The sequence below is a fragment of the Microbacterium sp. JZ31 genome, assembly GCF_016805985.1.
Lineage (GTDB): Bacteria > Actinomycetota > Actinomycetes > Actinomycetales > Microbacteriaceae > Microbacterium.
In genome coordinates, this window is record NZ_CP017661.1 from 2,281,831 (window position 1) to 2,307,359 (window position 25,529).

Sequence of the window (25,529 nt, forward strand, 5' to 3'; positions counted from 1 at the left end):
CCGACCCGTTTCCGCCTGCTGGCGGTGAGGTTACGACTCGGCGAACAAGCCGATATAAAGCACGACACCCCGGCCGTCTCCGGCCGGGGCGTCGCGTACTCGTCATCCGATCAGCGGGCGGTGAGGCGCGCGACGGCCTCCGCCGCGGGCACGACCTCGCGGTCTCCCGAGCGACGGTCCCAGAGCTCGACCTCGCCCTCGGCGGCTCCGCGGCCGACGACGAGGAGCTGCGGCACGCCGATCAGCTCGGCGTCGCCGAACTTCACGCCGGGCGAGACCTTCGGCCGGTCGTCGAACAGCACGTCGAGGCCGGCGGCCTCGAGCTGCGCGACGACCTCCTCGCCCAGGTTCAGCGCGTCGTCGCCCTTCCCCGTCGCCACCACGTGCACGTCGAACGGCGCCACGGCCGCGGGCCAGATCAGCCCCTTGTCGTCGTTGTTGAGCTCGGCGATCGCGGCGAGGATGCGGGTGATGCCGATGCCGTACGAGCCCATCGTCACCGTCACGAGCTTGCCGTTCTGGTCCAGCACCTTGAGTCCGAGGGCCTCGGCGTACTTCCGGCCGAGCTGGAAGACGTGCCCGATCTCCATGCCGCGCTCGAGCCTGATGGGCGTGCCGTCGGGCGCGATGTCGCCCTCGCGCACCGTGGCGACATCCACGACGCCGTCGGCCGTGAAGTCCCGCCCGTAGACGAGCGAGTGCAGGTGCTTCTCGTGCTCGTTCGCACCCGTGACCCAGGCGGTGCCGTCGACCACGCGCGGATCCACGACATAGCGGATCCCGCTCGCCGACTCCTCGCCCAGCACGGCGCCCTGCGGCGACCAGGGCCCGATGTAGCCCTTCACGAGCGCGGGGTGCCGCGCGAAGTCGGCCTCGGTCGCCTGCTCGACCTCGGCGGGCGCGAAGGCCGCCTCGACGCGCTTGGCGTCCACGTCGCGGTCGCCGGGGACGCCGATGATCACGAGCTCGCGCGTCTTGTCGGGGTGAACGAGCGCGAGGACGACGTTCTTCAGCGTGTGCTCGGCCGCCCACTCCCCCGTCGCGGGTTTGTCGATGTGGGCGTTGAGGTGATCCACGAGCGTCTGGATCGTCGGGGTCTGCGGCGAGTCGAAGACGACGGGCACGCCATCCGGGATCGGCAGCGCATCGGGGGCGGTGGTCTCGAACGCCTCGACGTTCGCGGTGTAGCCGCCCTCCGAGCGGACGAACGTGTCCTCGCCGATCGGGGTCGGGTGCAGGAACTCCTCGGACTTCGAGCCGCCCATCGCGCCCGCGTCGGCCTTGACGATCACGTACTCCATGCCGAGGCGCTGGAAGATGCGCTCGTACGCGGCGCGCTGCGCCTCGTAGGAGGCGTCGAGGCCCTCGTCCGAGTAATCGAACGAGTAGGCGTCCTTCATCGTGAACTCGCGGCCGCGCAGCAGGCCCGCGCGGGGTCGGGCCTCGTCGCGGTACTTGTCCTGGATCTGGTAGATCGTCAGCGGCAGGTCCTTGTACGACGAGTACAGGTCCTTCACGAGCAGAGTGAACGCCTCCTCGTGCGTGGGTGCGAGCAGGTAGTCGGCGTCGCTGCGGTCCTTGAGGCGGAAGATGCCGTCGCCGTACTCGGTCCAGCGGCCCGTCGCCTCATAGGGCTCGCGCGGCATGAGCGCGGGGAAGTGCACCTCCTGCGCGCCGGCCGCGGCCATCTCCTCGCGCACGATCTGCTCGAGCTTCGCCTTGACCCGCAGGCCGAGCGGCAGCCACGCGAAGATGCCCGGCGCCTGTCGGCGGATGTACGACGCACGCACGAGCAGACGGTGGCTGGTGACCTCCGCGTCGGCGGGGTCCTCCCGGAGGGAGCGGAAGAAGAAGGAAGTGAGCCGCGTGACCATAGGCGTCCAGTCTATGGATCCGCCCGCCCGCCACCGGGCGGATTCCGTCCACGACGGGCGAGCGGGTTCCGCAAGGGCCGTTTCCGGATCGGATGCGGCTCAGTAACCTCGGCGCCATGACGGCAGTGATCCGCACGGAAGGCCTCGTCAAGCGCTACGGCCGCGTCCACGCTCTCGCCGGGCTCGACCTCATGGTCGAGCCCGGCGAGGTGCACGGCTTCCTGGGCCCGAACGGCGCCGGGAAGTCCACCACGATCCGCATCCTGCTCGGACTCGCGCGGGCGACCTCCGGGAGGGTCTCGGTGTTCGACGCGGACCCTTGGCGCGAGGCCGCCCGCCTGCATCGCCGCATCGCGTACGTCCCCGGCGACGTGAGCCTGTGGCCGAACCTGTCGGGCGGAGAGGCGATCGACCTGCTCGGGAATCTGCGCGGCGGAAGGCGCGATCGCGCCGCGTACGACCGCGAGCGATCGCGCCTGATCGATGTGTTCGAGTTCGATCCCCGCAAGAAGGGTCGCGCGTACTCGAAGGGCAATCGCCAGAAGGCCGCGCTGATCGCGGCGTTCGCGACGCCCGCCGAGCTGTACATCTTCGACGAGCCGACGAGCGGGCTGGATCCGCTCATGGAGCAGGTCTTCAATCGCGAGGTGCGGCGAGCGGCGAGCGACGGCGCGACGGTGCTGCTGTCCAGTCACATCCTCAGCGAGGTCGAGCAGCTGTGCACGCGCGTGTCGATCATCCGCCAAGGCGCGCTCGTCGAGTCCGGCACTCTCGCGGAGCTCCGCCACCTCACGCGCACGAGCGTGTCGTTCTCGGACGACGGGCTCGGCTCGGGGGCCGAGCGGTCGCTGGCCGCGCTGCCGGGAGCGCACGATGTCGTGCGCGAGGGCGGGCGGGTGACGCTCGCGGTCGACGCCGATGCGATGCCCGGCGCCCTCGCCGAGCTGGTGCGCCTGCGCGCGTTGGGCGTGACGGTCGCGCCCGCGTCGCTCGAGGAGCTCTTCCTGCGGCACTACGGCGACGAGCTCGAACGCGTCGGGGACCACGCGCGCGCATGAGAATCCTGTCGGTTCTCCTGCGCCAGCGCGCCCGACGCGACTGGCTGCAGCTGACGCTGTGGGTCGCCGGCACGGCCGGGCTCGCGACCGCGGCCGTGGCGGCGGTGTTCGAGACGTTCGGGGACGAGGAGGACCGACGGGAGATCCTGGCCGTGGCCGTCGCGACCCGGACGATCCTGATCTTCCGCGGCACGCCGAACGGGGTCGGCGACGGCGCTTTCGCGTTCTTCCTGATGTTCTCGTGGATCGCCCTGATGGGCGGGCTCATGACGACGTTCCTCGCGGTGCGGCACACGCGCATGGAGGAGGAGCGCGGTCGCGCCGAGCTCGTCTCGGCCACGCCCGCGGGGCGCATGCTGCCGTTGGCCGCCACGGTGATCCACGGCCTGCTCGCGAACGCGGCGCTCGGCGCGCTGACCGCGGCGGGACTGACCGTGGCCGGTCTCGAGCCCGGCGGGTCCGTGGTGTTCGGCATCGCCCTCGCGGCGACCGGAGTGGCGTTCCTCGGGATCGGACTGCTCGCGGCGCAGCTGTTCCGCACGCCGCGCGGCGCGAACGGCGCATCCGTGGCCGCGGTGCTGGCGGCGTACCTGCTGCGCGGCATCGGAGACGCGGCCGGCACGCCGTCCGCCGACCTGATGCATGTCGAGCCCGCGTGGCCCGCCCTGCTGTCGCCGATCGGCTACGGGCAGCTCACGGGTGCGTACGTGGAGAACGACCTGACGCCGCTCATCGTGCCGGTCGCGTTCGGGGCGCTGCTGGTGGCGCTGGTGTTCGGCCTGCAGGCCGTGCGCGATCAGGGCGCGAGCCTGGTCCGCGCCGGCGCGGGCCGGGCGCGGGCGGGCCTGCTGCTGCGCTCGTCGGGCGGCCTGGCGTGGCGCCTGAGCCTCCCCGTGCTCGCCGCCTGGGCGGCGGGCGGCATCGCGACGGGTCTGCTGGCGACGTCGCTGACGGGCGCGATCGACCAGCTCGCGGGCGACGTGCCCGCGGTGGTCGAGACCCTGCAGCGCACGATCGGCGCCGACGCATCGATCGAGGAGGCGTTCGTCGGCACGTTCTACGGCATGGTGGGCATCCTCGCGGCGTGCTGCGCCGTGCAGGTCGGGCTGCGGGCACGGCAGGAGGAGACGCACGGCACGGCGGACGCCGTGCTCGCCACACCGGTGTCGCGCGTCCGCTGGCTCGCCGAGTACGGCGCCGTCGGGGCGATCGTCGTGATCGTCGTGCTGGCCGCCGCCGGCGCGGCCGGCGCGCTCGGCGCCACCGCGACGGACCGCGCGGAGTCGCTCGTCCCGCTCGTGATCGAGGCCGCCGCCGCGCAGGCGCCCGCCGCTGCCGTGTTCCTCGGCGTCACGCTCGTGGGGGTCGCCCTGCTCCCCCGGCCGATCACGGCCCTCGCGTGGGCTCTCGTGGGACTGGCGGCCGTCGTGGGGTTCTTCGGCCCGCTGTTCGGCCTGCCGGACGGCGTGGTCGACCTGTCGCCCTTCGCCCACTCCCCCGTCCCCGCGGGCGGCGACACGGATTGGACCGGCGGGATCTGGATGCTCGGCGTCGCGGCGGCTCTCACCGCCGCGGCGCTCGCCGCCATGCGGCGGCGCGAGCTCGCCGGGTGAGCCGGGTTCACGCCTCCTGGACGCATGGAGCGCGGTGAATAGGCTTGCCGCATGCCGGCCCGCCACGCGCACCTGTCGCCGTCCGCCGTCCAGACCGCACTCGCCGAGTCCCTCGCGCTGCTGCGGCGAGAGCTCGAGCTGCCCGAGGCCTTCCCGGCCGATGTGGTCGCGGAGGCCAAGGAGGTGGTCGCGTCCGGGACGGCGGTCGACGGATCGGATTCGGCTCGCGCCGACCTGCGGGACGTCGATTTCCACACGATCGATCCGGAGGGCTCGCGCGATCTGGATCAGGCGCTCGCGATCGAGCGGGACGGATCCGCCGGGAACGGATCGGGGTGGATCGTCCACTACGCGATCGCCGATCTCGCCGCGTTCGTCCGGCCGGGAGGGGCGATCGACGCGGAGACGCGGCTGCGCGGGCAGACCCTGTATGCGCCGGACGGCTCCGTTCCGCTCCATCCCGAGGCGCTGTCGCACGGCGCGGCGTCGCTGCTCCCCGAGCAGGATCGGCGGGCGTACGTGTGGCGGTTCGCCCTCGACGCCGACGGTGCGCTGCGCGAGCCCGCGCGGCCTCCCGTGCGGGCGTGGGTGCGCTCGCGGCGGCAGTGGACATACCGCGAGGCGCAGGCCGCCGTCGATGAGGGCACCGCGCCCGACTCGATCGCGCTGCTCGCGGAGGTGGGCCCCGCGCTGATCGCGCGGGAGGCCGCGCGCGGCGGGGCCAGCTTGAATTCGCCCGAGGAGGAGATCGTCGCGACGCCGGACGGCTATGCGCTGCAGGCGCGCGCCACCCTGGCGATCGAGGACTGGAACGCGCAGATCTCGCTCATGACGGGCATGGCGGCCGCCGCCATCATGCTGGAGCGCGGGACGGGGATCCTGCGCACGCTGCCGCCCGCCGACGACGACGCGATCGCCGAGTTCCGCCGCCGCGTGGCGGCGATCGGACACCCGTGGCCGGACGGCATGCCGTACGGGGAGTACCTGCGGCAGGTGGATCACGCGGACCCCGCAGCGCCCGCCATCATGCAGGCCGCGAGCGGCCTGTTCCGCGGCGCGGACTACGTCGCGTTCGACGGCGAGACGCCGGCACAGCCCGTGCAGGCCGCGATCGGCGCGGCGTACGCCCACACGACCGCACCGCTGCGCCGGCTCGTCGACCGGTTCGTCCTGGCGATGTGCACGGATGCGCCGCCGTGGGCGCGCGAGGCGCTCGCCGACCTCCCGGATGCGATGCGCCGATCCGGATCGCTCGCAAGCCGCCTCGAATCCGGCGCGGTCGACCGCGTCGAGGCCGCCGTGCTGCATGCGCGCATCGGCGATGAGTTCGACGCGGTCGTCGTCTCGCAGTCCCGTGGCGGCTCGCGCATCCAGCTGGCGCAGCCCTTCGTGACCGCCTCGACGTCCGACGCGCACGATCCGGGATCCGCGATCCGCGTGCGCGTGACATCCGCCGACATCGCCGATGGGCGCGTCACGTTCGCGGCCGCCTGAGACGTCAGAAGCGGGTGATCGCCTGCACGCCCAGCATCGCGAGCACGCCGAAGACGACGCCCCACAGCACGATCGAGATCACCTGCCAGAAGATGACGGCGTTCCGGGACGCGCCGAAACCGACGATCGCGGCGGACGTGATCTGGCTGGGCAGCACGAGCTGACCCAGCAGGCTCACGCCGGGCACTCCGAACCGCTCCAGGCGCTCCTTGAGCTTCGCGCGGCGCGGTGAGAGGGCCGGGGCCTCCCGGTTGCGGGTCGCCGCCTTCCGCACGCCGTGCGCGCCGAGCACGAAGATCAGCATCGAGATCACGTTGCCGATGATGGCGGCGGGCACCGCGACCCAGGGCGACAGGCCCGCGAGCACGCCGACGAACGAGCCGAAGTACGACTCGACGAACGGGATCGCGCCGAGCAGGATCACCCCCAGCCACTGCAGGGCGGGCGGCAGCGACTCGGTGAAGGACTGCAGGCTGTCGAGCACGGGGGATTCTCCTCTGTTCGGCGGTCTGCTCCGATGCTAGGAACGCCCGCACCGGCCGCGCCTCCCCCGCTGGGCGGATCCTGATCCGTCGTCCGGCGGATCCGCACCCGCCTCCGCTGGCTACGCTCGGGAGCATGAAGTTCAGTCTGTGGCTCCCCGCGAACCTGCCCTGGCGCGACCTCCGCGCCGCCGCGATCCACGCCGCCGGCGCGACGTCCGGCGCCGCCCGATGGCGGGGTCTGTGGCTCGAGGACCACTTCATGGACAACACCCCGGAGCCCAACGACGGCGCGCGCGGCGAGTGCCTCACCCAGCTGACCGCCCTCGCCGCGACCGTCCCCGACGTCCGGATCGGGTCCCTCGTGCTCGGCAACACGTACCGTCACCCGGCGGTCGTGGCGAAGCAGGCCGCAGCGCTCAGCGACATCGCTGACGGGCGGTTCGTGCTCGGGGTGGGCGCCGGCTGGCAGGAGAACGAGCACAGGGCGTTCGGGCTCGAGTTCGCCGACGTGCCGAGCCGCATCCGGTGGTTCCGTGAGGCGCTGCAGGTGTGGAGCTCGCTGCGGGACCAGGAGTTCACCGACTTCGAAGGCGAGCGTTACCGCCTGGAGCACGCCTCGCTGAACCCGAAGCCGCACGCGACGCTGCCGATCCTGATCGGCGGCAAGGGCGAGAAGGTCATGCCGAAGCTCGTCGCGCGCTACGCCGACGAGTGGAACATGTGGTCGACGCCCGAGGTGTTCGCGCAGAAGAACCGGATCTTCACCGCCGCGCTCGAGGACGCCGGCCGCGAGTCCGCCTCGCTGTGGCGCACGACGCAGGCGCTCGTGTTCTTCGACGACAGGGCGCGGGCCGACGAGATCGCGGCCAAGGGACGGCCGGCGATCGGCGGCAGCGCGACCGAGATCGTCGATCTGATGGGCGCGTACGCCGAGGCCGGGGTGGACGAGTTCATCCTGCCGCTCACATCGCTGAGCGACGTGGCGAAGATCGACGACCTGGGCGACCGCTTCCTGACGGAGGTCGCCGCGATGGTCGCCTGAGCCGCCGTTTGCCGCGAACTGCCGCTTTCCGCGGGCGGATGGCGGCAGATTGCGGCAGACGGCCCGGGGCCGGAGCCGTCAGAGCTCGAACGTCGCGACGATCGCGGCTTCGACGTCGATCTCGGGCGTCGTGAAGGCGATGCCGGCGGCGTCCGCGCGGGCGAACATCGGCACGCCGGGGCCGCCGCCGTGCACCTGGCGCTCGGTGACGCTCGCGAGCGCGGGCTCGACGTCCTCTCCGGGCCGGATCGCGGCCGCGTACGACCGGGCGCGACGCACCGCATCCTGCACGGCGAGGCCGCGAGCCGCGTCGAGCAGGCCCTCCCGGGTCTCGTCAGACAGCTCCCAGCGCACGGGCTGGACGCCGAGGTCGGCACGCGCGGCGAAGGCCGCCACGTCGACCGCGAGCGCGGCGAGGTCGGTGAAGGTGATCGTGACGGTCGACGTGACGTGATGGATCGGCGTGCCGGTCCGATCCGGAGCCGCGGTGGGAGCGTCCGCCCACGCCCACGGGCTGCCGATGTCGAACGCCGCCGCGGCGCCGCCTTCGCGCCGGGCGCGCGCGATCCCCGCGAGCTCGTCGTGCAGCCGCGCGTGGCGGCGCACGACGTCGTCGCGATCCTCGCCGTGCGCGGCGATGTCGAGCGCGAGCACCCCGCGCTCGGCCTGCTGCGTCAGGCGGTGAGATCCCTCGACCGTGATGGCGACCATGGCCGGAGCCTATTCGCCGCCGACGCGCCTCGGGCGGATCCGGCTCAGGCGGTGACGACCTGCGCGGTGCCGATCTGCGCGTCGGGGCCCATCTCGTCCGCGATGCGGCGGGCCTCCTGGATCAGCGTCTCGACGATCTCGGCCTCGGGGACGGTCTTGATGACCTCGCCCTTGACGAAGATCTGCCCCTTGCCGTTGCCGCTCGCGACGCCGAGGTCGGCCTCGCGAGCCTCGCCCGGACCGTTCACGACGCAGCCCATGACCGCGACGCGCAGCGGGACGGTGACGTCCTTCAGGCCCTCCGTGACGCTCTCGGCCAGCGTGTAGACGTCGACCTGCGCGCGGCCGCACGACGGGCACGAGACGATCTCGAGCTTGCGCTCGCGCAGGTTGAGCGACTGCAGGATCTGGTGACCGACCTTGACCTCCTCGGCCGGCGGCGCCGACAGCGAGACGCGGATGGTGTCGCCGATGCCCTCGCCCAGCAGGATGCCGAACGCCGTGGCGCTCTTGATCGTGCCCTGGAACGCCGGGCCCGCCTCGGTCACGCCGAGGTGCAGCGGCCAGTCGCCACGCTCGGCGAGCTGGCGGTAGGCCTTCACCATCACGATCGGGTCGTTGTGCTTGACCGAGATCTTGAAGTCGTGGAAGTCGTGCTCCTCGAACAGGCTCGCCTCCCACACGGCCGACTCGACGAGCGCCTCGGGCGTCGCCTTGCCGTACTTCTCGAGGAGGCGGCGGTCGAGGGATCCGGCGTTCACGCCGATGCGGAGCGAGACGCCCGCGGCCTGCGCGGCCTGCGCGATCGCGCCGACCTGGTCGTCGAACTTGCGGATGTTGCCCGGGTTGACGCGCACGGCCGCGCAGCCGGCGTCGATCGCCTGGAACACGTACTTCGGCTGGAAGTGGATGTCGGCGATGACCGGGATCTGGCTCTTCTTCGCGATGATGTGCAGCACATCCGCGTCGTCCTGGCTCGGCACCGCGACGCGCACGATCTCGCAGCCCGACGCCGTGAGCTCGGCGATCTGCTGCAGCGTGGCGTTGATGTCGGTCGTCGGCGTCGTCGTCATGGACTGGACGCTGACGGGGGCGTCGCCCCCGACGAGCACCTTGCCCACCTTGATCTGGCGGGACTTGCGACGCGGGGCGAGCGTTTCGGGGACGCGCGGCATCCCGAGGTTCACGGCTGGCACGCCTCAAGGTTAATGCGCGCGGATGAACCGAGGCTGGACGAGGGCGGCTACCCAGCAGACACACGGATGAGCGCGAGCGCGCGAGCGCCACCCGGCGTGCGCGCGGCCGCACCCGCGCGATCCGAGCCGACGCCGCTGTGGTACGTTTCGTGGCATGTCCGCGAACCTCACCTCCTGGTGGCCCGCCTCCTAGGCGGTGCTTTCGCGAACCTCGAGAACAGACCGCCGCTCCAGGCGGTCTTTCTGCATGTCAGGCCGCCGCACCGCCGAGGAGAACCCGATGACCGGGCCCACCCCCACCGCCGACCTGATCCACCGCCTCGCCGCGGATCCCGACGCGTCGTTCGCGCTCATCGCGCGGGCGGGCGCGTCCGGCTCCGCAGACGCCGTCGAGGTGCTGACCGGAGCCGTGCAGGATGTCGAGCTGCTCGCCGACATCCCGCTGCAGGACGCCGTCGGCGCGCCGCGCGAGGTGCTCGCCCTCGTTCCCTACCGCCAGGTGCGCGAGCGCGGCTTCGAGGCGCACGACGACGGTGCTCCGCTGCGCTGCCTGCTGGTCGAGGCGCGCGAGCGCATCGATCTCGCGGACGCGATGGCCGCGCTGCCGACCGAGACGATCCCGCTCACGGACGCGGGCTTCGACATCCCCGACGCCGAGTACGCCGACATCGTGCGCCGCGTCATCACGGACGAGATCGGACGCGGCGAGGGCGCGAACTTCGTCATCCGGCGCGACTACACGGCGGGCGTGGACGCGGATCCGCGCATCGCAGCGCTGACGTGGTTCCGGGCGCTGCTGCAGCACGAGCGCGGCGCGTACTGGACCTTCGCCGTCGTCACGCCCGGCCACATCGCGGTCGGCGCGAGCCCGGAGGCCCACGTCACGGCGCACACCGGTGCGGCGGGCGAGGCCAGCGTCGTGACGATGAACCCGATCTCCGGCACGTTCCGACACCCGGCCGGCGGCGCGACGGCCGAGACGCTCGCGGCGTTCCTCACCGACACCAAGGAGACCGAGGAGCTCTTCATGGTCGTCGATGAGGAGCTCAAGATGATGAGCGCCGTGTGCAGCGACGGCGGGCGGATCACCGGCCCGCACCTCAAGGAGATGTCTCGCCTCACGCACACCGAGTACATGCTGCGTGGCACGAGCCGCCTCGATCCGCGCGACATCCTGCGCGAGACGATGTTCGCCCCGACCGTGACGGGCTCGCCCATGCAGAACGCGTGCGCGGTGATCCGGCGGCATGAGCGCACTCCCCGCGGCTACTACTCGGGCGTCGCGGCGCTGTTCACGCCGCGCGCGGACGGCGGGCACGACCTGGACGCGCCCATCCTGATCCGCACGGCGTACCTCGTCGACGGGCGGCTGCGCGTGCCTGCGGGCGCGACGCTCGTGCGGCACTCGAACCCGGACGGCGAGGTCTCCGAGACCCACGGCAAGGCGGCGGGCGTGCTCGGCGCGATCGGCGCCGTCCCGCGCGAGGTGCCCGTGCCGGATCCGGACGAGCCCACCCCGAGCGGCGCCCGCTGGCGGAGGATCCGCGTATCGCGGAGCTGCTCGCGTCGCGCAACGCGCGGCTCGCGCCGTTCTGGCTCGAGCCGCAGGGCTCCGAGCCGGGCCCTCTCACGGGACGCTCGGCGCTCGTGATTGACGCCGAGGACCGCTTCACCACGATGCTCGCGCATCAGCTGCGCCACCTCGGCCTGGACGTGCGGATCGCGCACTGGTCCGAGGTCGCCGACGCCGACATCGACGCCGCGGAGCTTGTCGTGTCGGGCCCGGGGCCGGGCGATCCGCGGGACGCCGCGAACCCGCGCATCGCCCGGATGCGGGAGCTCGTGCACCGCCGACTCGCGGCCGGCACCCCCCTGCTCGCGGTGTGCCTGAGCCATCAGATCCTCGCCGACCGGATCGGCATCGACCTCCGACCCCTCGCGAGCCCGCACCAGGGGCTGCAGAAGACGGTCGACGTGTTCGGCGAGCCCGCCTCGATCGGCTTCTACAACACCTTCACGGCGCGCGTGATGCCGGGCGTCTCCCGGCTCACGCCGAGCGAGACGCGCTGCGGCGAGGTCGGCGTCGTCGACATCGCCGCCGAAGCGGAGACGGGCGACGTGTACGCGCTGCGCGGCCGCGGCTTCGCCTCGGTGCAGGGGCACCTCGAGTCGATCCTGTCGCGCGACGGCATGCGCACGCTCGAGCGCCTCGTGACGCACGCCGTGGCGTAGCCTCCGGTCGTCCGGGCCGTCCCGGTCCTGGCTGCGCGCGACGAACGGGACCCCGCGGACCGGGCGCCGCTAGCCTGCGAGCGTGATCGGATTGAAGATGTCGGCCGCGAAGAGCAGCGCGCCCATGCCGATCATGAGCACCACGACCACGAGCGCCACCGGGACGAACCGGGTCGCGTCGGCCGGGGCCGGCTCGGACTTGCCGCGCAGTCGCGCCCAGCCGCGCTTGATGCCGTCCCACAGCGCGATGGCGACGTGGCCGCCGTCGAGCGGCAGCAGCGGGATCAGGTTGAACACGAACAGCGCGATGTTCACCGAGCCGAGCAGGCCCACCATCGCCGCGACGCGATCCAGGATGGGCGCCTCGGCCGCAGCGACCTCGCCCGCGAGCCGGCCGACGCCGACGACGCTGAGGGGTCCGTTCGGGTCGCGCTCCTGACCGGTGAAGAGGTCGACGGCGGTGTTCCACAGCTGCACGGGGAGCTGCACGATGATCCCCGCGACGCGGCCGAGGTTGTCGGCCGTCGCCTGCGCGCCCGCCCAGACCGGCTGGTGCACGCGCTCGACGGCCGCCGTCATGCCCGCGAAGCCCACGCTCTGCGTCGTGACCTCGCCGTCGGGGCCGGCGATCTGACGCTCGGCGAGCACGGGGGTCATGGACAGCTCCACGCGCGCGCCCTCGCGCAGCACCACGACCGGGATCGTCTGATCCGGGTGTGCCTGCACGATCGCCGACGCCTCCGCGAACGTCGCGACCTCCTGCCCGTCGAGCGAGACGAGCTGGTCCCCCGGCAGCAGACCGGCGGCATGCGCGGGCGAGGCCTCGGCATCCGGCGCGCACTCGGTCGCCGCGGACCCGGCCGGCACGACGCATTCGGCGACCGTGTCGATCGTGGTCGTCGTCTGCTGCATCCCGATCCCCGTATAGAGGATCGTGAAGAGGATGAGCGCGAGCAGCAGGTTCATGACCGGCCCGCCGAGCATCACGACGATGCGCTTCCACACCGCGAGGCGATAGAAGGCGCGCGAGTCGTCGACGCCGACGAGGGTTTCGTGGTTGGCGTCGCGCGCGTCCTGCACGAGGGTCGCGAGCATGCCGCGCGTGCGCGCCTTGGCGTGGACGGGCGCGTACATCCCCGCCATCGACACGTAGCCGCCGATCGGCAGCAGCTTGACGCCGTACTCGGTCTCGCCGATCCGCTTCGACCAGATCACGGGTCCGAGGCCCACCATGTACCGGCTCGTCTGCACGCCGAAGCGCTTGGCCGGGACGAGGTGCCCGATCTCGTGCAGCGCGATCGACACCGCGAGCCCCACCACGACGATGAGCACACCGATCACGAACGCGAGCACAGCCACGCGACAACGGTATGCCCGGAACCTTTGAATCGCGTGGCGGCGGCCCCGGATGGCGCGGGTAGATTCGTCGGGTGACGACCCGGCAGCTGCGCACCCTCCGCGGTGCCTCCGCCGCGACCGTCGCGACGCTCCTCGCCGCCACGTCGCACACGATCGCCGGCGGACCGGCGCCCGCTCCGCTGCTTGTGGCGCTCATGATCGCGCTGCTGACGCCCGTCGCGAGCGGCGTCGTCGGCCCGCGGGCGAGCCTGGCGCGCCTCGCGGCCGCGGTCGCGCTGAGCCAGGTGGCCTTCCACGCCGCGTTCCAGCTGCTCGGCTCGCCCACCGGCGACCGGGTGCAGGCGGATCACGCGCACCACACGGCGGGCGTCGCGCTCGACGTGGCCGCACCGCCGGCCGAGAGCGCGGAGATGTATGCCGCGCACGCCGTCGCGGCGATCCTCACGCTGGCGCTGCTGTGGCGCGGCGAGCGCGTCATCCGGGCCATCGCGCGCGAGACCGTCGCGGTGCTGCGCCGGGTCGAGGTGCCGCGCGCCGCGGCACCGGTCGCCACCGGCACGCGCTTCCTCGACGTCCCGCGACCCGTCGAGTCGCGGATCCTCTCCTCCGTCTCCCTGCGCGGCCCGCCCGCACCGCGAAGCGTCTGAGCCGCACGCACCCGCCTGACGGGTGCGCGGTGATCGGCGCACGCCGCAGATCCCTCACCGCGAGCGCCGGACCGCGCGGATCAGCCGCGCCCGCTCGCACCCTGATCACTTGGAGACAGACATGCCCTTCACCCACCGCACCCGCATCGCCGCCGGCGTCACCCTCGCCGCCGGCCTCGTGCTCGCCGCTCCGCTCGCCGCGAGCGCGCACGTCACCGTCACGCCGGACGCCCCCGCCGTGGGCGGCTACGACGTGCTGACGTTCGCGTTCGGGCACGGCTGCGACGGCTCGCCCACCACCGCGCTGCGCATCGACATGCCGGACGGACTCGACTCCGTCACGCCGACGATCGCTCCCGGGTGGGCGATCGACGTCGAGCGCGACGCGTCGAACGGCCTCGTCACGCAGGTCACGTACACGGCCGACGAGCCCGTCGCCGACGACCGCCGCGCGACCATCGAGCTCGGCGTGAAGTACGCCGAGGACGCCGCCGACACGCTCGCCTTCCCGGTCGAGCAGGTGTGCGTCGACGGCGCCACGTCGTGGAGCGAGATCGCCGCCGACGGGGAGGACCCGCACGCGCTCGACCACCCCGCGCCGACCGTGACGCTGGGCGAGGCGACCTCCGCCGAGCACGGCGCATCGGCGTCCCACGACACGGAAGCGGCGCCCGCGGAGGCGGCCGCGCCTGCCGCGGATCCGCTTCCCGTGGCCCTGGGAGCCGGCGGCCTGGTCGCGGGCGTCGCGGCCCTCGTGGTGTCGCTGCTCGCCTGGCGTCGCGCGCGCCGGTGATCGCCTCCGGGCGGTGCGCTCCGCGCGAGCGCGCCGCCCGCACCACGCGCACCATCCGGAACGCGGAGCACCCGGCGACCCGGCGCGATCCGGCCCGCGTGCGAGACTTGTAGGGCCATGACGAAGCCTGCATCGAACATCCCGCCGGTCCTGCGTCCCGAGAACCCGCCGCGGCGCCGTCTCACCGAGCTCGCCGAGCGCTTCGGGCGCGATACGCGCGGATCCCTCGACGGCGTCGAGATCCGCGGCGTCACGCTCGCGACCACGGATCTGCACCCCGGCGAGGTCTTCGTCGCCATCAACGGCCGCAACAAGCACGGCGCCGAGTTCGCACAGGCCGCGGCCGACGCCGGCGCGGTCGCGATCGTCACCGACGCCGAGGGCGCCGACATCGCGGAGCCCGCCGGTCTGCCGATCGTCATCGTGGACGACCCGCGCGGCGTGCTGGGCGAGCTGTCGAAGTGGGCCTTCGGCACGGATCACGATCTGCCGATCCTGCTCGGCACCACCGGCACCGACGGCAAGACGAGCATCACGCACATCCTCGACGGCATCCTGTCGCAGATGGGCGTCGTGTCGGGCCTGTCCTCGTCGGCCCTGCGCACGATCGCGGGCGAGTCGGTCATGGCGCGGCTCACGACCCCCGAGGCCTACGAGATGCACGCGCTGCTCGCCGTCATGCGCGAGCGCCACGTCGAGGCGGCCGCGATCGAGGTCAGCGTGCAGGCGATCATGCGTCACCGCGTCGATGCGATCGTGTTCGACGTCAGCGCGTTCACCAACCTCTCGCACGACCACATGGACGACTTCTCCGACATGGAGGAGTACCTCGAGGCGAAGCTTCCGCTGTTCCGTCCGGATCGCGCCCGCCGCGCGGTCGTCTCGCTCGACACCCCCGCGGGCGCCGAGGTCGTGCAGCGCGCCGAGGTCCCCGTCGTGACCATCGCGACGCCCGCGATCGCGGTCGATCAGGAACTCGCCGGGACCGCCGAGTGGACCGTCACGGTGCGGGAGGAGACGCTCGACGGCACCGGGTTCACGCTCACGAACAACGCCGACGGCCGCTCGTTCACCTCCTTCGTTCCGGTGATCGGACCGCACATGGCGGCCAACGCCGGCCTGGCGATCCTGATGCTGCTCGAGGCCGGCTACTCGTGGGAGCGGATCACGGGGGCGATCGCGAAGGACGGCGCCATCCGCGCGCACCTGCCGGGCCGCGCCGAGCGCATCCACGCCGCGGGCGAGAACGGCCCCGCGGTCTACGTCGACTTCGGCCACACCCCCGTCGGCATCGAGAAGACCCTCGAGGCGATGCGCAAGGTCACGACCGGCAAGCTCGTCGTGATGATGGGCGCGGACGGCAGCCGCGACACCACGAAGCGGTTCGCGATGGGCAAGGCCGCGGGCGACTACGGCGACGTCGTGATCATCACCGACCACAACCCGCGCTGGGAGGACCCGGCCGTCGTGCGGCGCATGCTGCTCGAGGGCGCGCTGTCGGTGAAGTCGGAGGCCGAGGCGTACGAGGTCGTCCCGCCGGAGAAGGCGATCGTCGACGCGGTGAAGCTCGTCGGTCCCGGCGATGCGATCATCTGGTTCGGACCCGGCCACCAGGACCACCGCGAGGTGCAGGGCGTGCGGCTGTTCTACTCGGGCCGTGAACTGGCGCGCCGCGCGCTCGACGACGCCGGCTGGCCCGTGGGCGAGCGCCGCTGGAACGACCCGTACGCGCGCGCGGAGGGCTGACCGGCTCGCCGCGCCCGTGCCCGGTGCTCAGCGGCCGCGCTCAGCGGCCGCGTGAGGCGATCGGGGCTAGAGCGAGGCGATGATCCGGTCGGCCTCGGCCCGGGCCCACGCCTCGGCGTCCGCGAGCGACTCGCGCGTGAGCTCCGCCGGCGGCTCGTGCGCGTCGACGACGCGGCTCACGGTGTCGACGATGCCGAGGAACGGCAGACGTCCCTCGTGGAAGGCGTCGACCGCCTGCTCGTTGGCGGCGTTGTAGACACCGGGGAAGGTCGAGCCCGCCTCGCCGACCTGCTTGGCCAGCCTCACCGCGGGGAACGCGTCGTCGTCGAGCGGCTCGAAGTCCCAGCTCTGCGCGCGCGTCCAGTCGATCGGGACGTCGACGTCGGCCAGCCGCTCGGGCCAGGACAGACCCAGCGCGATCGGCACGAGCATGCGAGGCGGCCCCGCCTGCGCGATGGTGGAGCCGTCGTGGAACTCGACCATGGAGTGGATCCACTGCTGCGGGTGCACGACGACCTCGATGCTGTCGTAGGGCACGTCGAACAGCAAGTGCGCCTCGATGACCTCGAGGCCCTTGTTCACGAGCGTCGCCGAGTTCGTCGTGATGACGCGGCCCATCGCGAAGTTCGGATGCTTCAGCGCCTCGGCCGGCGTGACGCCCTCCAGCTCATCGCGGCGGCGTCCGCGGAACGGGCCGCCCGACGCGGTCACGATGAGCCGCCGCACCTCGCGGTGCTCCCCCGCGCGCAGCGCCTGCGCGATCGCGGAGTGCTCGGAGTCGACGGGCACGATCTGCCCGGGCGCCGCGAGGCGCTTCACGAGGTCGCCGCCCACGATGAGCGACTCCTTGTTGGCGAGTGCGAGCGTCCGTCCGGCCTCGAGCGCCGCGAGCGTCGGGCCGAGACCGACCGATCCGGTGATGCCGTTGACGACGACGTCGGCCGCCACGTCGCGCACGAGCTGCTCGGCCTCGACGGCCCCGAGCGCGGTGTGCGCGACGCCGAACTCGTCGGCCTGCGCCGCCATCGCCGCGGCGTTCGAGCCCGCCGAGAGGCCGACGACCTCGAAGCGGTCCGGGTTCGCCCGGATCACCTCGAGCGCCTGCGTGCCGATCGACCCGGTGGAGCCGAGGATGACGACGCGACGCATTGCCGCGGCGCTTACTGCTGCGCCACGGACTGCGACGCGAGGATGTCGACCACGAAGGTCAGCGTCTCCTCCGCGAGCTCGTGCTCGGCCGACGCGCCGTAGCCGTCCGCGGGCGGCATCGTGACGAGCACCTGCGAGCCCACCTTCTGCCCCTCGAGGGCCTTCTGGAAGCCGGCGACGACGCCCGTGGTGGACATGGCGGCCGCGGCGCCCCGCTCCCAGCTCGAGTCGAACACCGAGCCGTCCGACCACTTCACGCCGGTGTACTGCACGAGCACGCTGTCGCCCGACGCCACCTCGGCGCCGTCGCCGGCCTTGAGCGTGGTGACCTCGGTCTCCGCCGGCGGCTCGGTGTCGGGGAGCGTGATGGTGGGCTCTCCGTCGTCGGCGAGCTCGACCGTGGGCTGGCCCTCGACGGGCTCCTGCGGCTCGCCCCACGCGGCCGTGGGCGTGTCGTTGCCGAGCAGGTCGATCACGTACACCGTGGCGGGCTGCTGCTCGCCCTGGCCGGGCACGGTCGCGACGATGCGCGAGCCCACCGGAGCGCAGCCGAACAGCTGCGCGGTGCCGCTATCCATGGCGAGCGCCTCGGGCAGGACGGGCGTGTCGTAGCCGACGCTCTGCAGCTCCTCGCCCGTGCTCGCATCGAAGACCGTCAGGCCGTACTCGATGATCTGGCCGAGCGCGATCGGCTCCCCGTCGCCCTCGTCGACGACCGTGCGCTCGGGCGTGGTGATCTCGAGCGCGCCGTCCAGTGCGATGGTCGGCTTCTCGCCGGGCTCGCCCTCGACCGTGACGGCCTCGGAGGACGCGCCGCTCGCCAGCGCCGCCGCGCACACGTCGGTGGCTTCGGCGGAGGCGGTGGGCGTCTCCGCCGGCGCCGGCTCGCCCGAGCAGCCGGCGAGCGCGACGGCGCTGAGCGCGAGAGCGGACAGGAAAGCTGCGGAGCGAAGACGCACGAAGATACCTCGATCGTTGTGGGGGTCGTCCCATCCTGCCCCATGCCGGGTACGAACGTCCTGAGCATCACCCGGGCAGATGCTCCCACGAGGCATGCTCCCGACGGAATGGACCCCGCGATAATCTCGGACGATGACCTCTGCGGACTCCGTGCCCCCGGAACCCGACGAGACGGCGCCCGAGGAGGACCCGAGCCGACCGAGCTGGTTCTACACCGTCGGCCGCCTCGCGCTCGCCCCACTCGCTCGCGCGATCTACCGCCCGCATGTCGAGGGCAAGGCGCACATCCCCCGCGACGGGAGCGTGATCTTCGCCAGCAACCACCTGTCGTTCATCGACTCGATCGCGATCCCGGTCGCCGTCGCCCCGCGCCCCGTGCACTTCCTCGCGAAGTCGTCGTACTTCGAGGGCACCGGCTTCAAGGGATGGCTGTCGAAGTCGCTGTTCACGGCGGTCGGCGCCATCCCCGTCCGCCGCGGCGCAGGGCAGGCCGCGCTCGACGCCCTCGACCAGCAGCGCCAGATCCTGGAGACGGGCGCCGCCGTCGCGCTGTACCCCGAGGGCACGCGCTCGCTCGACGGCCGCCTCTACAAGGGCCGCACGGGCGTGGCGTTCCTCGCCCTGCAGACCGGGGCGCCCGTCGTGCCGGTCGGTCTCACCGGCACCGATCGCGTCATGCCCGTCGGGGCGAAGTTCCCGTCGACGAAGGAGCGCGTGACGATCCGCTTCGGCGCACCTCTCGACCTCTCGCACCACGGCCCCGCCAGCTCGGGGAAGGCGCGCCGCACCGCGACGGACGAGATCATGGCCGCGATCCATGCCCTCTCGGGCCAGGAGCTCGCCAACGCCTACAACGAGTCCCCCGCGCAGTCGCCGATGGAGAAGATCCGCCGCGCGCTGCCGCACGAGCGCCGGTAGCCGGCCCACGCGGCTCGCCGGGTCGAGCGCCGAGCACGCCTCGGCTTCATCGCCTGACTCGAGCGCCGCGGGTCAGCCGACCGTGACGGTCGCCTCGTGCAGCACGGGAAAGTTGACCGAGCGGGCGATGAAGCACCACTCGTGCGCCGTCTTGTGCGCGGCCTCGGCGGCTTCGATCATCGACGCGTCCGCGACCGTCACGCGCGGGTGCAGCACGACCTGCTCGAACCGCGCGCTGCTGCTGCCGTCCTCCCGCAGCAGACCCGTCGCGTCGTCGACGTACGACGTCACGACGACGCCAGCCTGCACGCACGCGTGCAGGTACGACAGCAGGTGGCACTCCGACAGCGCCGCCACGAGCAGGTCCTCCGGGTTCCAGCGCTCGGGGTCGCCGCGGAACGGCTTGTCCGACGACGCGAGCAGCGCCGGCTTGCCGGCCACCTCGAGCGTCACGTCGCGCGAGTAGTCGCGGTAGCCGCTCGTGCCGGAGCCCTGGTTGCCGGTCCAGGTCGCGGTCAGGGCGTAGCGGTGCTCTCGGTTCATGGCGCCAGTCTGCCACCGCGCGAGGAGCGCGATCCGCGTCGTTAGGCTGAGGAGGTGGCTCAGACTTTCACCGTGCAGGATGCCGAAGAGCTCGCCGTAGTCGAGCGGGGCGGCTTCGTGGAATCCCGTCACGCGGGTTCGGCGATCGTCCTCTCCCCCGCCGGCGACGTCGTCACGCGCCTCGGCGATCCGGACGCGACGATCCTGCCCCGCTCCTCCCTCAAGCCGCTTCAGGCCGTCGCGGTCGTCACGGCCGGCGCCGCGCTCGAGGGCGAGCACCTCGCGCTCGCGACCGCGAGCCACGCGGGAACCGATCGGCACGTCGCGCTCGTGCGCGACGTGCTGTCCGCCGCGGGACTCACGGAGGACCACCTCGCGTGCCCCGCGAGCCGGCCGAGCGACACGGCCACGCGCGACGCCATGGTGCGCGAGCATCTCGAGCCGGCCGCCATCCGGCACAACTGCTCCGGCAAGCACGCCGCGATGCTCGCCGCGTGCGTCGCGACCGGATGGGATGTGGCGGGGTACCTCGACCCGGCCCATCCCCTGCAGACGCACATCCGCGAGGTCGTCGAGCGCCTGACCGGCGAGAAGATCGCCGCGACCGTGATCGACGGATGCGGCGCGCCCGTGCACGCGCTGCCGCTCGCGAGCCTCGCGCGCGGCATCCACCGGATCGGGACGTCGTCGGAGCGCTCGCCGTTCGCGCTGCATCGCGTCGCGGGTGCACTCGTGCGCGCCGTGCGCGAGAACCCGTGGGTGATCGACGGGCCCGGCGGCGGCGACACGATGGCGATCGAGCGCTTCGGCGTGTTCTCGAAGCTCGGCGCGGAGGGTGTGCAGATCATGGTCGCCCCCGACGGCACGACGGTCGCGCTCAAGATGCTCGACGGATCGCTGCGGGCGGCGCCGCTCGTCGCGCTGCAGCTTCTCGCCAACGCCGGCGCGCTGCCGCCGAACGAGGTGGCGGACGCCGCCGCACACCCGTCCTTCGCCGTGCAGGGCGGCGGCCGCGAGGTCGGGCGCATCCGCGCGACCGTCTGAGTCCCGCTACGGTCGGGTCCATGGATCACGACGCGCTCGCCCGCAGGTTCGTCGAGGACCGCTTCCCCGCCGCGGAGGCGGCCGTCCTCGCCGGCAGCACGGCCCGCGGCGAGCGCACCGCGACGAGCGACGTCGACCTGCTCGTGCTCGGCCCCGCCCAGATGTTCGACGCCGACGAGGACAGCCTCGCGGCCACCCTCGCGTTCGAGGGCGAGGCGTTCGAGGTCTTCGCGCACACGGCGGGCGCCTTCGAGCGGTGGGTCGAGAAGGACCTCGCACGGCACCGGCCGCTTCTGCTGAACATGCTGTTCGAGGGCCGGCCCGTGCGAGCCGGTGCGCTGCTGGATCGGCTGCGGGATCGATGGAGTCCCGTGCGGGACGCGGGTCCCCGCGTGGAGCCGCACGAGCTGGACATGCGCCGCTACATCGTGACGGACGTGGTGGACGACCTGCGCGACGCGACCGATCCGCTCGAGCGGCGCGTGCTCGCGGCCACCCTGTTCGAGCGCCTGGGCGAGCTGCTGCTGGTGTCGCACGGCGAGTGGATCGCGACCGGCAAGCACCTGCCGCGCCGGCTGCGCGCCTGGGATCCCGTGCGGACGGAGCGGCTTTCCGCTCCCCTGCTCGCGGACGACCACGCCGGCCTCGTGGCGGCGGCGGAGGTCGAGCTGGAGGCGCTCGGCGGCAGGCTGCAGGCGGACTTCACGCGCTGACTCCGCCGGCGGGGATCACGCGCGCGCCCGCCGCGACGAGATCGCGCATCGCGGGGAGGTCGGAGTCGGCGTCGGCGATCACGCCCGCGACCTCGTCGAGCGGGAGCACGGTGAACCGCGAGGCCGCCCCGATCTTCTCGTCGCTCGCGAGCACGAAGGTGTCCGCGGCCCGGGCCGCCAGCGCGCGCTTCATGGCCGCCTCGTCCGGATGGCCGGTCGTGAGGCCTGCCGTGGCGTGCACGCCCGTCACGCCGAGGAAGAACACGTCCGCGCTGATCCGGCTCGCGGCCTCGGCGGCGGCCGCCCCGCTCGTGACAGCCGAGTGCTTGAAGAGCTGTCCGCCGATCAGGAACACGTCGGCCGCGTGCTCGAGCAGCGCCGCCGCGATCGTGGGGCTGTGCGTGACGACCGTGCACCGGAACGAGCGCGGCAGGGCTTCGACCATCGCCAGGGCCGTGGTGCCCCCGTCCAGGATGACCGTGGCATCCGGCTCGATCAGCGCCACGGCGGCCGCGGCGACGCGGCGCTTGCTGTTCGGCGCGACCGTCGCGCGCGCCGCGTAGTCCGCCACGGCCGGTGATGCCGGCAGCGCTCCGCCGTACACGCGCACCGCGAGCCCGGCGGCGTCGAGCTCGCGCAGGTCGCGGCGGATGCTGTCCTCCGAGAGCCCGAGCTCCGTTGCGATCTCCTTCGCGACGATGCGGCCGTCTCGCTGCAGTCGTTCGAGCAGCAGTTCCTTGCGCGCGGCGGCGAGCATTCCGACTCCTTCACGTTTGTGCACGTTCTTGCTGTATCGTACCGGTTATGACGAAACCACTTCTCATTCTCATCGCCGGCCCCTATGCCTCGGGAACCGGCGGCGATCCCGCCCTCATGGCCCGCAACCTCGCCCGGCTCGAGGAGGCCGCGTGGCCAATCTTCCAGGCCGGCCACATCCCGATGATCGGCGAGTGGGTCGCGCTGCCCGTGCTGTCGAGTGCGGGGGCGAGCGGCCCGACCGATCCCCTCGCGGCCGAGGTCATGTACCCGACGGCCGAGCGTCTGCTGCAGCACTGCGACGCCGTGCTGCGTCTGCCCGGCGACTCGCGGGGCGCGGACCAGGATGTCGCGATCGCCCGCGAGCGCGGCATCCCCGTGTACTTCTCCCTGGAGGAGATCCCCGCGAAGGCCCCGGTCGCCTAGCGCGAACCGCCGGGCAGGCGGCGCCAGAGCGCCTTGACGGCCTCGATCAGGACGAACAGCGCGATCGCCAGCCCCAATGGCACCACCCATGCCCACAGCGGCAGCGGCGTCGAGTCGAACAGACCGTTCATGAACGGCACGTAGCAGTAGATCAGCTGCAGCACGATCAGGACGAGCGCCGACCACCACACGACCGGGTTGCCGCGCAGCGCATCGAGGCTGAAGCTCGAGTGCGACAAGATCCGGCAGTTGAAGAGGAACGCGAGCTGCCCGAGCGCCAGCATGAGCACGGCCTCGGTGCGGGCCAGATTCAGCGCGTCGCCGCGGGCGAGCGCGGTGTAGAACACGAACAGCGTGGCGCCGCCGATCAGCAGCGACACGACGAGCACGAGCCCCAGCTCGCGCGTCGAGATGATGGATCCGCCGGGCCGGCGGGGCGGACGGGACATGATCCCGCGCTCCGCCGGCTCGTACGCCAGGGCGAGCGACAGCGTCACGGCCGTGATCATGTTGACCCACAGCACCTGCACCGGGGTGAGCGGCAGTGAGAGGCCGAACACGATCGCGATCAGGATCACGAGCGACTGCGCGCCGTTCGTCGGCAGCAGGAAGACGACCGACTTGCGCAGGTTGTCGTAGATGCGCCGGCCCTCGCGGATCGCCGACCGGATGGTCGCGAAGTTGTCGTCGGCCAGGACGATCTCGGCGGCCTCCTTCGTCGCCTCGGTTCCCTTGATGCCCATGGCGATGCCGACGCTCGCGCGCGTCAGGGCCGGGGCGTCGTTCACGCCGTCCCCCGTCATGGCGACCACCTCGTCGTGCGCCTGCAGGGCGCGCACGATGCGGATCTTGTGCTCGGGGCTCGTGCGCGCGTACACGTCCACGTCGCGCACGACCGCCGTGAGCTGATCCTGCGTCATCGCCTCGAGCTCGGCGCCCGTCAGCACGGGCGCATCCGGCTCGGAGACGATCCCGATCTCGCGCGCGATCGCGACCGCCGTGCCCGCGTGGTCGCCCGTGATCATCTTCACGCGCACGCCGGCCGCGTGGCAGTCGGCGATCGCGTCGATGACCTCGGGACGCGGCGGATCGACGATGCCGAAGACGCCGAGGAACTCGAGGTCCCACAGATCATCCAGCGACAGGTCGCCGCCGACCGGGTAGTCCGTGATGCGTGCCGCCGCCAGCACGCGCAGTCCCTCGGCGCTCAACGCGTCGACCGCCGAGATCCAGCGCGCGAGGTCGAGCGGGACGCCCCCGAGTTCGGTCGTGGAGCGGTCGAGCAGGCGATCCGGCGCCCCCTTGACCAGCAGGACGCGGCCGCCCTCGACGTCCGCGTTCACGGTCGCCATGAGCTTGTTCGCCGAGTCGAACGGCAGCACCGCCGCGCGCGTGAAACCGGCGCCGTCGAAGCCGCCCTTCATCGCCGCGACCTTCAGGGCCCCCTCCGTGGGTTCCCCCACGAGCTGCCACTGCTCGCCGGTCGGCTGGATGTAGGCGTCGTTGCACAGCGAGGCGACCATCAGAAGGGCGCGCACGTCCTCGCCCGTCGGCTCCGTGCCGTCCGCGGCGGGGGCGATCCGCCCCTCCGGTGTGTACCCGAGGCCCTCGACCTCGTACGCCGCGCGTGGGGTGAGGATCCGCCGCACCGTCATCTCGTTCGTCGTGAGCGTGCCGGTCTTGTCCGAGCACACGGTGGTGACGGAGCCGAGCGCCTCGACCGCGGGCAGCTTGCGCGTGATGGCGTTGCGGCGCGCCATCTGCTGCACGCCGATCGCGAGGGTGATCGTCACCAGGGCGGGCAGTCCCTCGGGGATCGCCGCGACGGCGAAGCCGATCGTCGCCGAGACGAGCTCGCCGAACGGCATGCCGTGCAGGAAGCGCCCGATCAGCAGCATGACGGTCGCCATGCCCAGGATCACGAGGGTCAGCACCCGGGCGAACGCGTCGAGCTGCTTCGTGAGCGGGGTGTCGAGCGAGCCCGCCTCGCCGACCAGGGCCTGGATGGTGCCGATCTCGGTGGCCGCCCCGGTGCCCGTGACGACCGCGCGCGCCTGACCGGCCGACACGATGGTCCCCGAGAACAGCATCGAAGCGCGATCGCCCACGCCGGCCTCCGGCAGCACGGGCGCGACCGACTTCGACGACGGCACCGACTCGCCCGTGAGCGCCGCCTCGTCCACCCGCAGCTGCGTGGCGGAGATCAGCCGCATGTCGGCCGGGACCTTGTCGCCGGGTGCGACGCGCACGATGTCGCCCGGCACGAGTTCGGCGGCCGGCACGACGTGCCACTCGCCCTCGCGTCGCACCTGCGCGACGGAGGAGAGCATGCCGCGGATCCCCGCGAGCGCCTTCTCCGCGCGCCCCTCCTGCACGTATCCGATCACGGCGTTGATGACCGCGACGACCATGATCACGCTGAAGTCCAGCCAGTCGGCCATGACCGCCTTGACCGCCGCGGCGCCCAGCAGGATGTAGATCAGGGTGTCGTTGAAGTGCGACAGGAAGCGCACGATCGCGGGCTTGCGCTGCGCCTCGGGCAGCTCGTTCGGGCCGAACCGCTCCGCGCGCTCGGCGACCTCCGCCCGCGTCAGGCCGGACGCGCGCGTGCGTAGGCTCTCGACGACGTCGTCGCCGGGCACGGCCCATGGCGTGGACTCCGCGCCGCGGTTCACGACCGCCGTCTCGGGCGTGTCGAGACCGGCGACCCGGTCGCTCGCATCCATCTGTCCGCCTCGCCCTTCCGACAGGGCCGTGCGCCGACCGCTGC

Annotated in this window: 21 protein-coding genes and 1 pseudogene; 12 read left to right on the top strand and 10 right to left on the bottom strand. The window is 72.6% G+C overall.

What is annotated here, in order from left to right; translation table 11 throughout:
- Positions 1 to 110: 110 nt before the first annotated feature.
- Positions 111 to 1,874, bottom strand: coding sequence for a proline--tRNA ligase (locus BJP60_RS10940; RefSeq protein WP_203135784.1), 1,764 nt, complete (start codon positions 1,872 to 1,874; stop codon positions 111 to 113).
- A 116-nt stretch (positions 1,875 to 1,990) separates the two neighbouring features.
- Here BJP60_RS10940 and BJP60_RS10945 point away from each other — a divergent pair, with 116 nt between their 5' ends.
- From BJP60_RS10945 to BJP60_RS10955, 3 genes are read left to right on the top strand one after another with little or no spacing between them, the layout of a single operon-like run.
- Positions 1,991 to 2,932 (top strand): ABC transporter ATP-binding protein, encoded by a 942-nt coding sequence (locus BJP60_RS10945; RefSeq protein ID WP_203135785.1) that lies wholly within the window; start codon positions 1,991 to 1,993, stop codon positions 2,930 to 2,932.
- On the top strand, positions 2,929 to 4,545 hold the full coding sequence (locus BJP60_RS10950) for an ABC transporter permease (RefSeq protein WP_203135786.1): 1,617 nt from the start codon (positions 2,929 to 2,931) through the stop codon (positions 4,543 to 4,545). The genes BJP60_RS10945 and BJP60_RS10950 overlap by 4 nt, the downstream gene beginning before the upstream one ends.
- 51 nt (positions 4,546 to 4,596) lie before the next feature.
- Entirely contained in the window at positions 4,597 to 6,039 is a 1,443-nt protein-coding gene (locus tag BJP60_RS10955) for an RNB domain-containing ribonuclease (RefSeq protein ID WP_203135787.1), read from the top strand.
- A gap of 4 nt (positions 6,040 to 6,043) precedes the next feature.
- Here the strand turns inward: BJP60_RS10955 and BJP60_RS10960 are convergent, their stop codons facing one another.
- Positions 6,044 to 6,523 carry a small multi-drug export protein gene (locus BJP60_RS10960; RefSeq protein ID WP_203135788.1) on the bottom strand — a complete coding sequence of 160 codons (480 nt, stop codon included), beginning with the start codon at positions 6,521 to 6,523 and terminating at the stop codon, positions 6,044 to 6,046.
- Positions 6,524 to 6,657: 134 nt separating this feature from the next.
- On the opposite strand from BJP60_RS10960, the gene BJP60_RS10965 reads away from it, so the two are divergent.
- Positions 6,658 to 7,566 carry an LLM class flavin-dependent oxidoreductase gene (locus BJP60_RS10965; protein WP_203135789.1) on the top strand — a complete coding sequence of 303 codons (909 nt, stop codon included), beginning with the start codon at positions 6,658 to 6,660 and terminating at the stop codon, positions 7,564 to 7,566.
- Positions 7,567 to 7,644: 78 nt separating this feature from the next.
- On the opposite strand, the gene BJP60_RS10970 is transcribed toward BJP60_RS10965, so the two are convergent.
- Both BJP60_RS10970 and ispG read right to left on the bottom strand, forming a co-directional pair.
- Positions 7,645 to 8,277, bottom strand: coding sequence for an SIMPL domain-containing protein (locus BJP60_RS10970; RefSeq protein ID WP_203135790.1), 633 nt, complete (start codon positions 8,275 to 8,277; stop codon positions 7,645 to 7,647).
- A 44-nt stretch (positions 8,278 to 8,321) separates the two neighbouring features.
- Positions 8,322 to 9,452, bottom strand: a complete 1,131-nt coding sequence (gene ispG, locus BJP60_RS10975) for a flavodoxin-dependent (E)-4-hydroxy-3-methylbut-2-enyl-diphosphate synthase (protein ID WP_203139274.1) — start codon at positions 9,450 to 9,452, stop codon at positions 8,322 to 8,324.
- 301 nt (positions 9,453 to 9,753) lie between these two features.
- Here ispG and BJP60_RS10980 point away from each other — a divergent pair.
- A pseudogene (locus tag BJP60_RS10980) lies at positions 9,754 to 11,705 on the top strand (anthranilate synthase family protein).
- Positions 11,706 to 11,774: 69 nt separating this feature from the next.
- Here the strand turns inward: BJP60_RS10980 and BJP60_RS10985 are convergent.
- Positions 11,775 to 13,064, bottom strand: coding sequence for a M50 family metallopeptidase (locus BJP60_RS10985; RefSeq protein ID WP_203135791.1), 1,290 nt, complete (start codon positions 13,062 to 13,064; stop codon positions 11,775 to 11,777).
- Positions 13,065 to 13,135: 71 nt separating this feature from the next.
- Between BJP60_RS10985 and BJP60_RS10990 the strand changes: the two genes are divergently transcribed.
- From BJP60_RS10990 to BJP60_RS11000, 3 genes are all read left to right on the top strand, one after another.
- Positions 13,136 to 13,711: a hypothetical protein gene (locus BJP60_RS10990; RefSeq protein ID WP_203135792.1), complete on the top strand. Its 576-nt coding sequence runs from the start codon at positions 13,136 to 13,138 to the stop codon at positions 13,709 to 13,711.
- Positions 13,712 to 13,832: 121 nt separating this feature from the next.
- Positions 13,833 to 14,504 (top strand): YcnI family copper-binding membrane protein, encoded by a 672-nt coding sequence (locus BJP60_RS10995; protein WP_203135793.1) that lies wholly within the window; start codon positions 13,833 to 13,835, stop codon positions 14,502 to 14,504.
- Positions 14,505 to 14,621: 117 nt separating this feature from the next.
- The gene (locus tag BJP60_RS11000) at positions 14,622 to 16,250 is read left to right on the top strand and encodes a Mur ligase family protein (protein ID WP_203135794.1); all 1,629 of its coding nucleotides are present in this window, start codon (positions 14,622 to 14,624) and stop codon (positions 16,248 to 16,250) included.
- 66 nt (positions 16,251 to 16,316) lie between these two features.
- Here the strand turns inward: BJP60_RS11000 and BJP60_RS11005 are convergent, their stop codons facing one another.
- Both BJP60_RS11005 and BJP60_RS11010 read right to left on the bottom strand, forming a co-directional pair.
- A complete protein-coding gene (locus tag BJP60_RS11005; protein WP_203135795.1) occupies positions 16,317 to 17,399 on the bottom strand; it encodes a 1-deoxy-D-xylulose-5-phosphate reductoisomerase in 1,083 nt (360 codons plus the stop codon).
- A gap of 11 nt (positions 17,400 to 17,410) precedes the next feature.
- A complete protein-coding gene (locus tag BJP60_RS11010) occupies positions 17,411 to 18,358 on the bottom strand; it encodes an FKBP-type peptidyl-prolyl cis-trans isomerase (RefSeq protein WP_203135796.1) in 948 nt (315 codons plus the stop codon).
- Between the two features lie 133 nt (positions 18,359 to 18,491).
- Here BJP60_RS11010 and BJP60_RS11015 point away from each other — a divergent pair, with 133 nt between their 5' ends.
- Positions 18,492 to 19,277, top strand: a complete 786-nt coding sequence (locus tag BJP60_RS11015) for a lysophospholipid acyltransferase family protein (RefSeq protein ID WP_203135797.1) — start codon at positions 18,492 to 18,494, stop codon at positions 19,275 to 19,277.
- Positions 19,278 to 19,349: 72 nt separating this feature from the next.
- Here BJP60_RS11015 and BJP60_RS11020 read toward each other — a convergent pair whose 3' ends face one another.
- Positions 19,350 to 19,820: an OsmC family protein gene (locus BJP60_RS11020; protein ID WP_203135798.1), complete on the bottom strand. Its 471-nt coding sequence runs from the start codon at positions 19,818 to 19,820 to the stop codon at positions 19,350 to 19,352.
- Between the two features lie 54 nt (positions 19,821 to 19,874).
- On the opposite strand from BJP60_RS11020, the gene BJP60_RS11025 reads away from it, so the two are divergent.
- Positions 19,875 to 20,864: an asparaginase gene (locus BJP60_RS11025; protein ID WP_203135799.1), complete on the top strand. Its 990-nt coding sequence runs from the start codon at positions 19,875 to 19,877 to the stop codon at positions 20,862 to 20,864.
- A 20-nt stretch (positions 20,865 to 20,884) separates the two neighbouring features.
- Positions 20,885 to 21,577 (top strand): nucleotidyltransferase domain-containing protein, encoded by a 693-nt coding sequence (locus tag BJP60_RS11030; RefSeq protein WP_203135800.1) that lies wholly within the window; start codon positions 20,885 to 20,887, stop codon positions 21,575 to 21,577.
- Here the strand turns inward: BJP60_RS11030 and BJP60_RS11035 are convergent.
- Positions 21,567 to 22,334, bottom strand: coding sequence for a DeoR/GlpR family DNA-binding transcription regulator (locus BJP60_RS11035; protein ID WP_203135801.1), 768 nt, complete (start codon positions 22,332 to 22,334; stop codon positions 21,567 to 21,569). The two genes, BJP60_RS11030 and BJP60_RS11035, sit on opposite strands and share 11 nt — an antisense overlap.
- Positions 22,335 to 22,381: 47 nt before the next feature.
- On the opposite strand from BJP60_RS11035, the gene BJP60_RS11040 reads away from it, so the two are divergent.
- Positions 22,382 to 22,759, top strand: a complete 378-nt coding sequence (locus BJP60_RS11040; RefSeq protein ID WP_203135802.1) for a DUF4406 domain-containing protein — start codon at positions 22,382 to 22,384, stop codon at positions 22,757 to 22,759.
- Here BJP60_RS11040 and BJP60_RS11045 read toward each other — a convergent pair.
- On the bottom strand, positions 22,756 to 25,485 hold the full coding sequence (locus tag BJP60_RS11045) for a cation-translocating P-type ATPase (protein WP_203135803.1): 2,730 nt from the start codon (positions 25,483 to 25,485) through the stop codon (positions 22,756 to 22,758). The two genes, BJP60_RS11040 and BJP60_RS11045, sit on opposite strands and share 4 nt — an antisense overlap.
- Between the last annotated feature and the right edge of the window lie 44 nt (positions 25,486 to 25,529).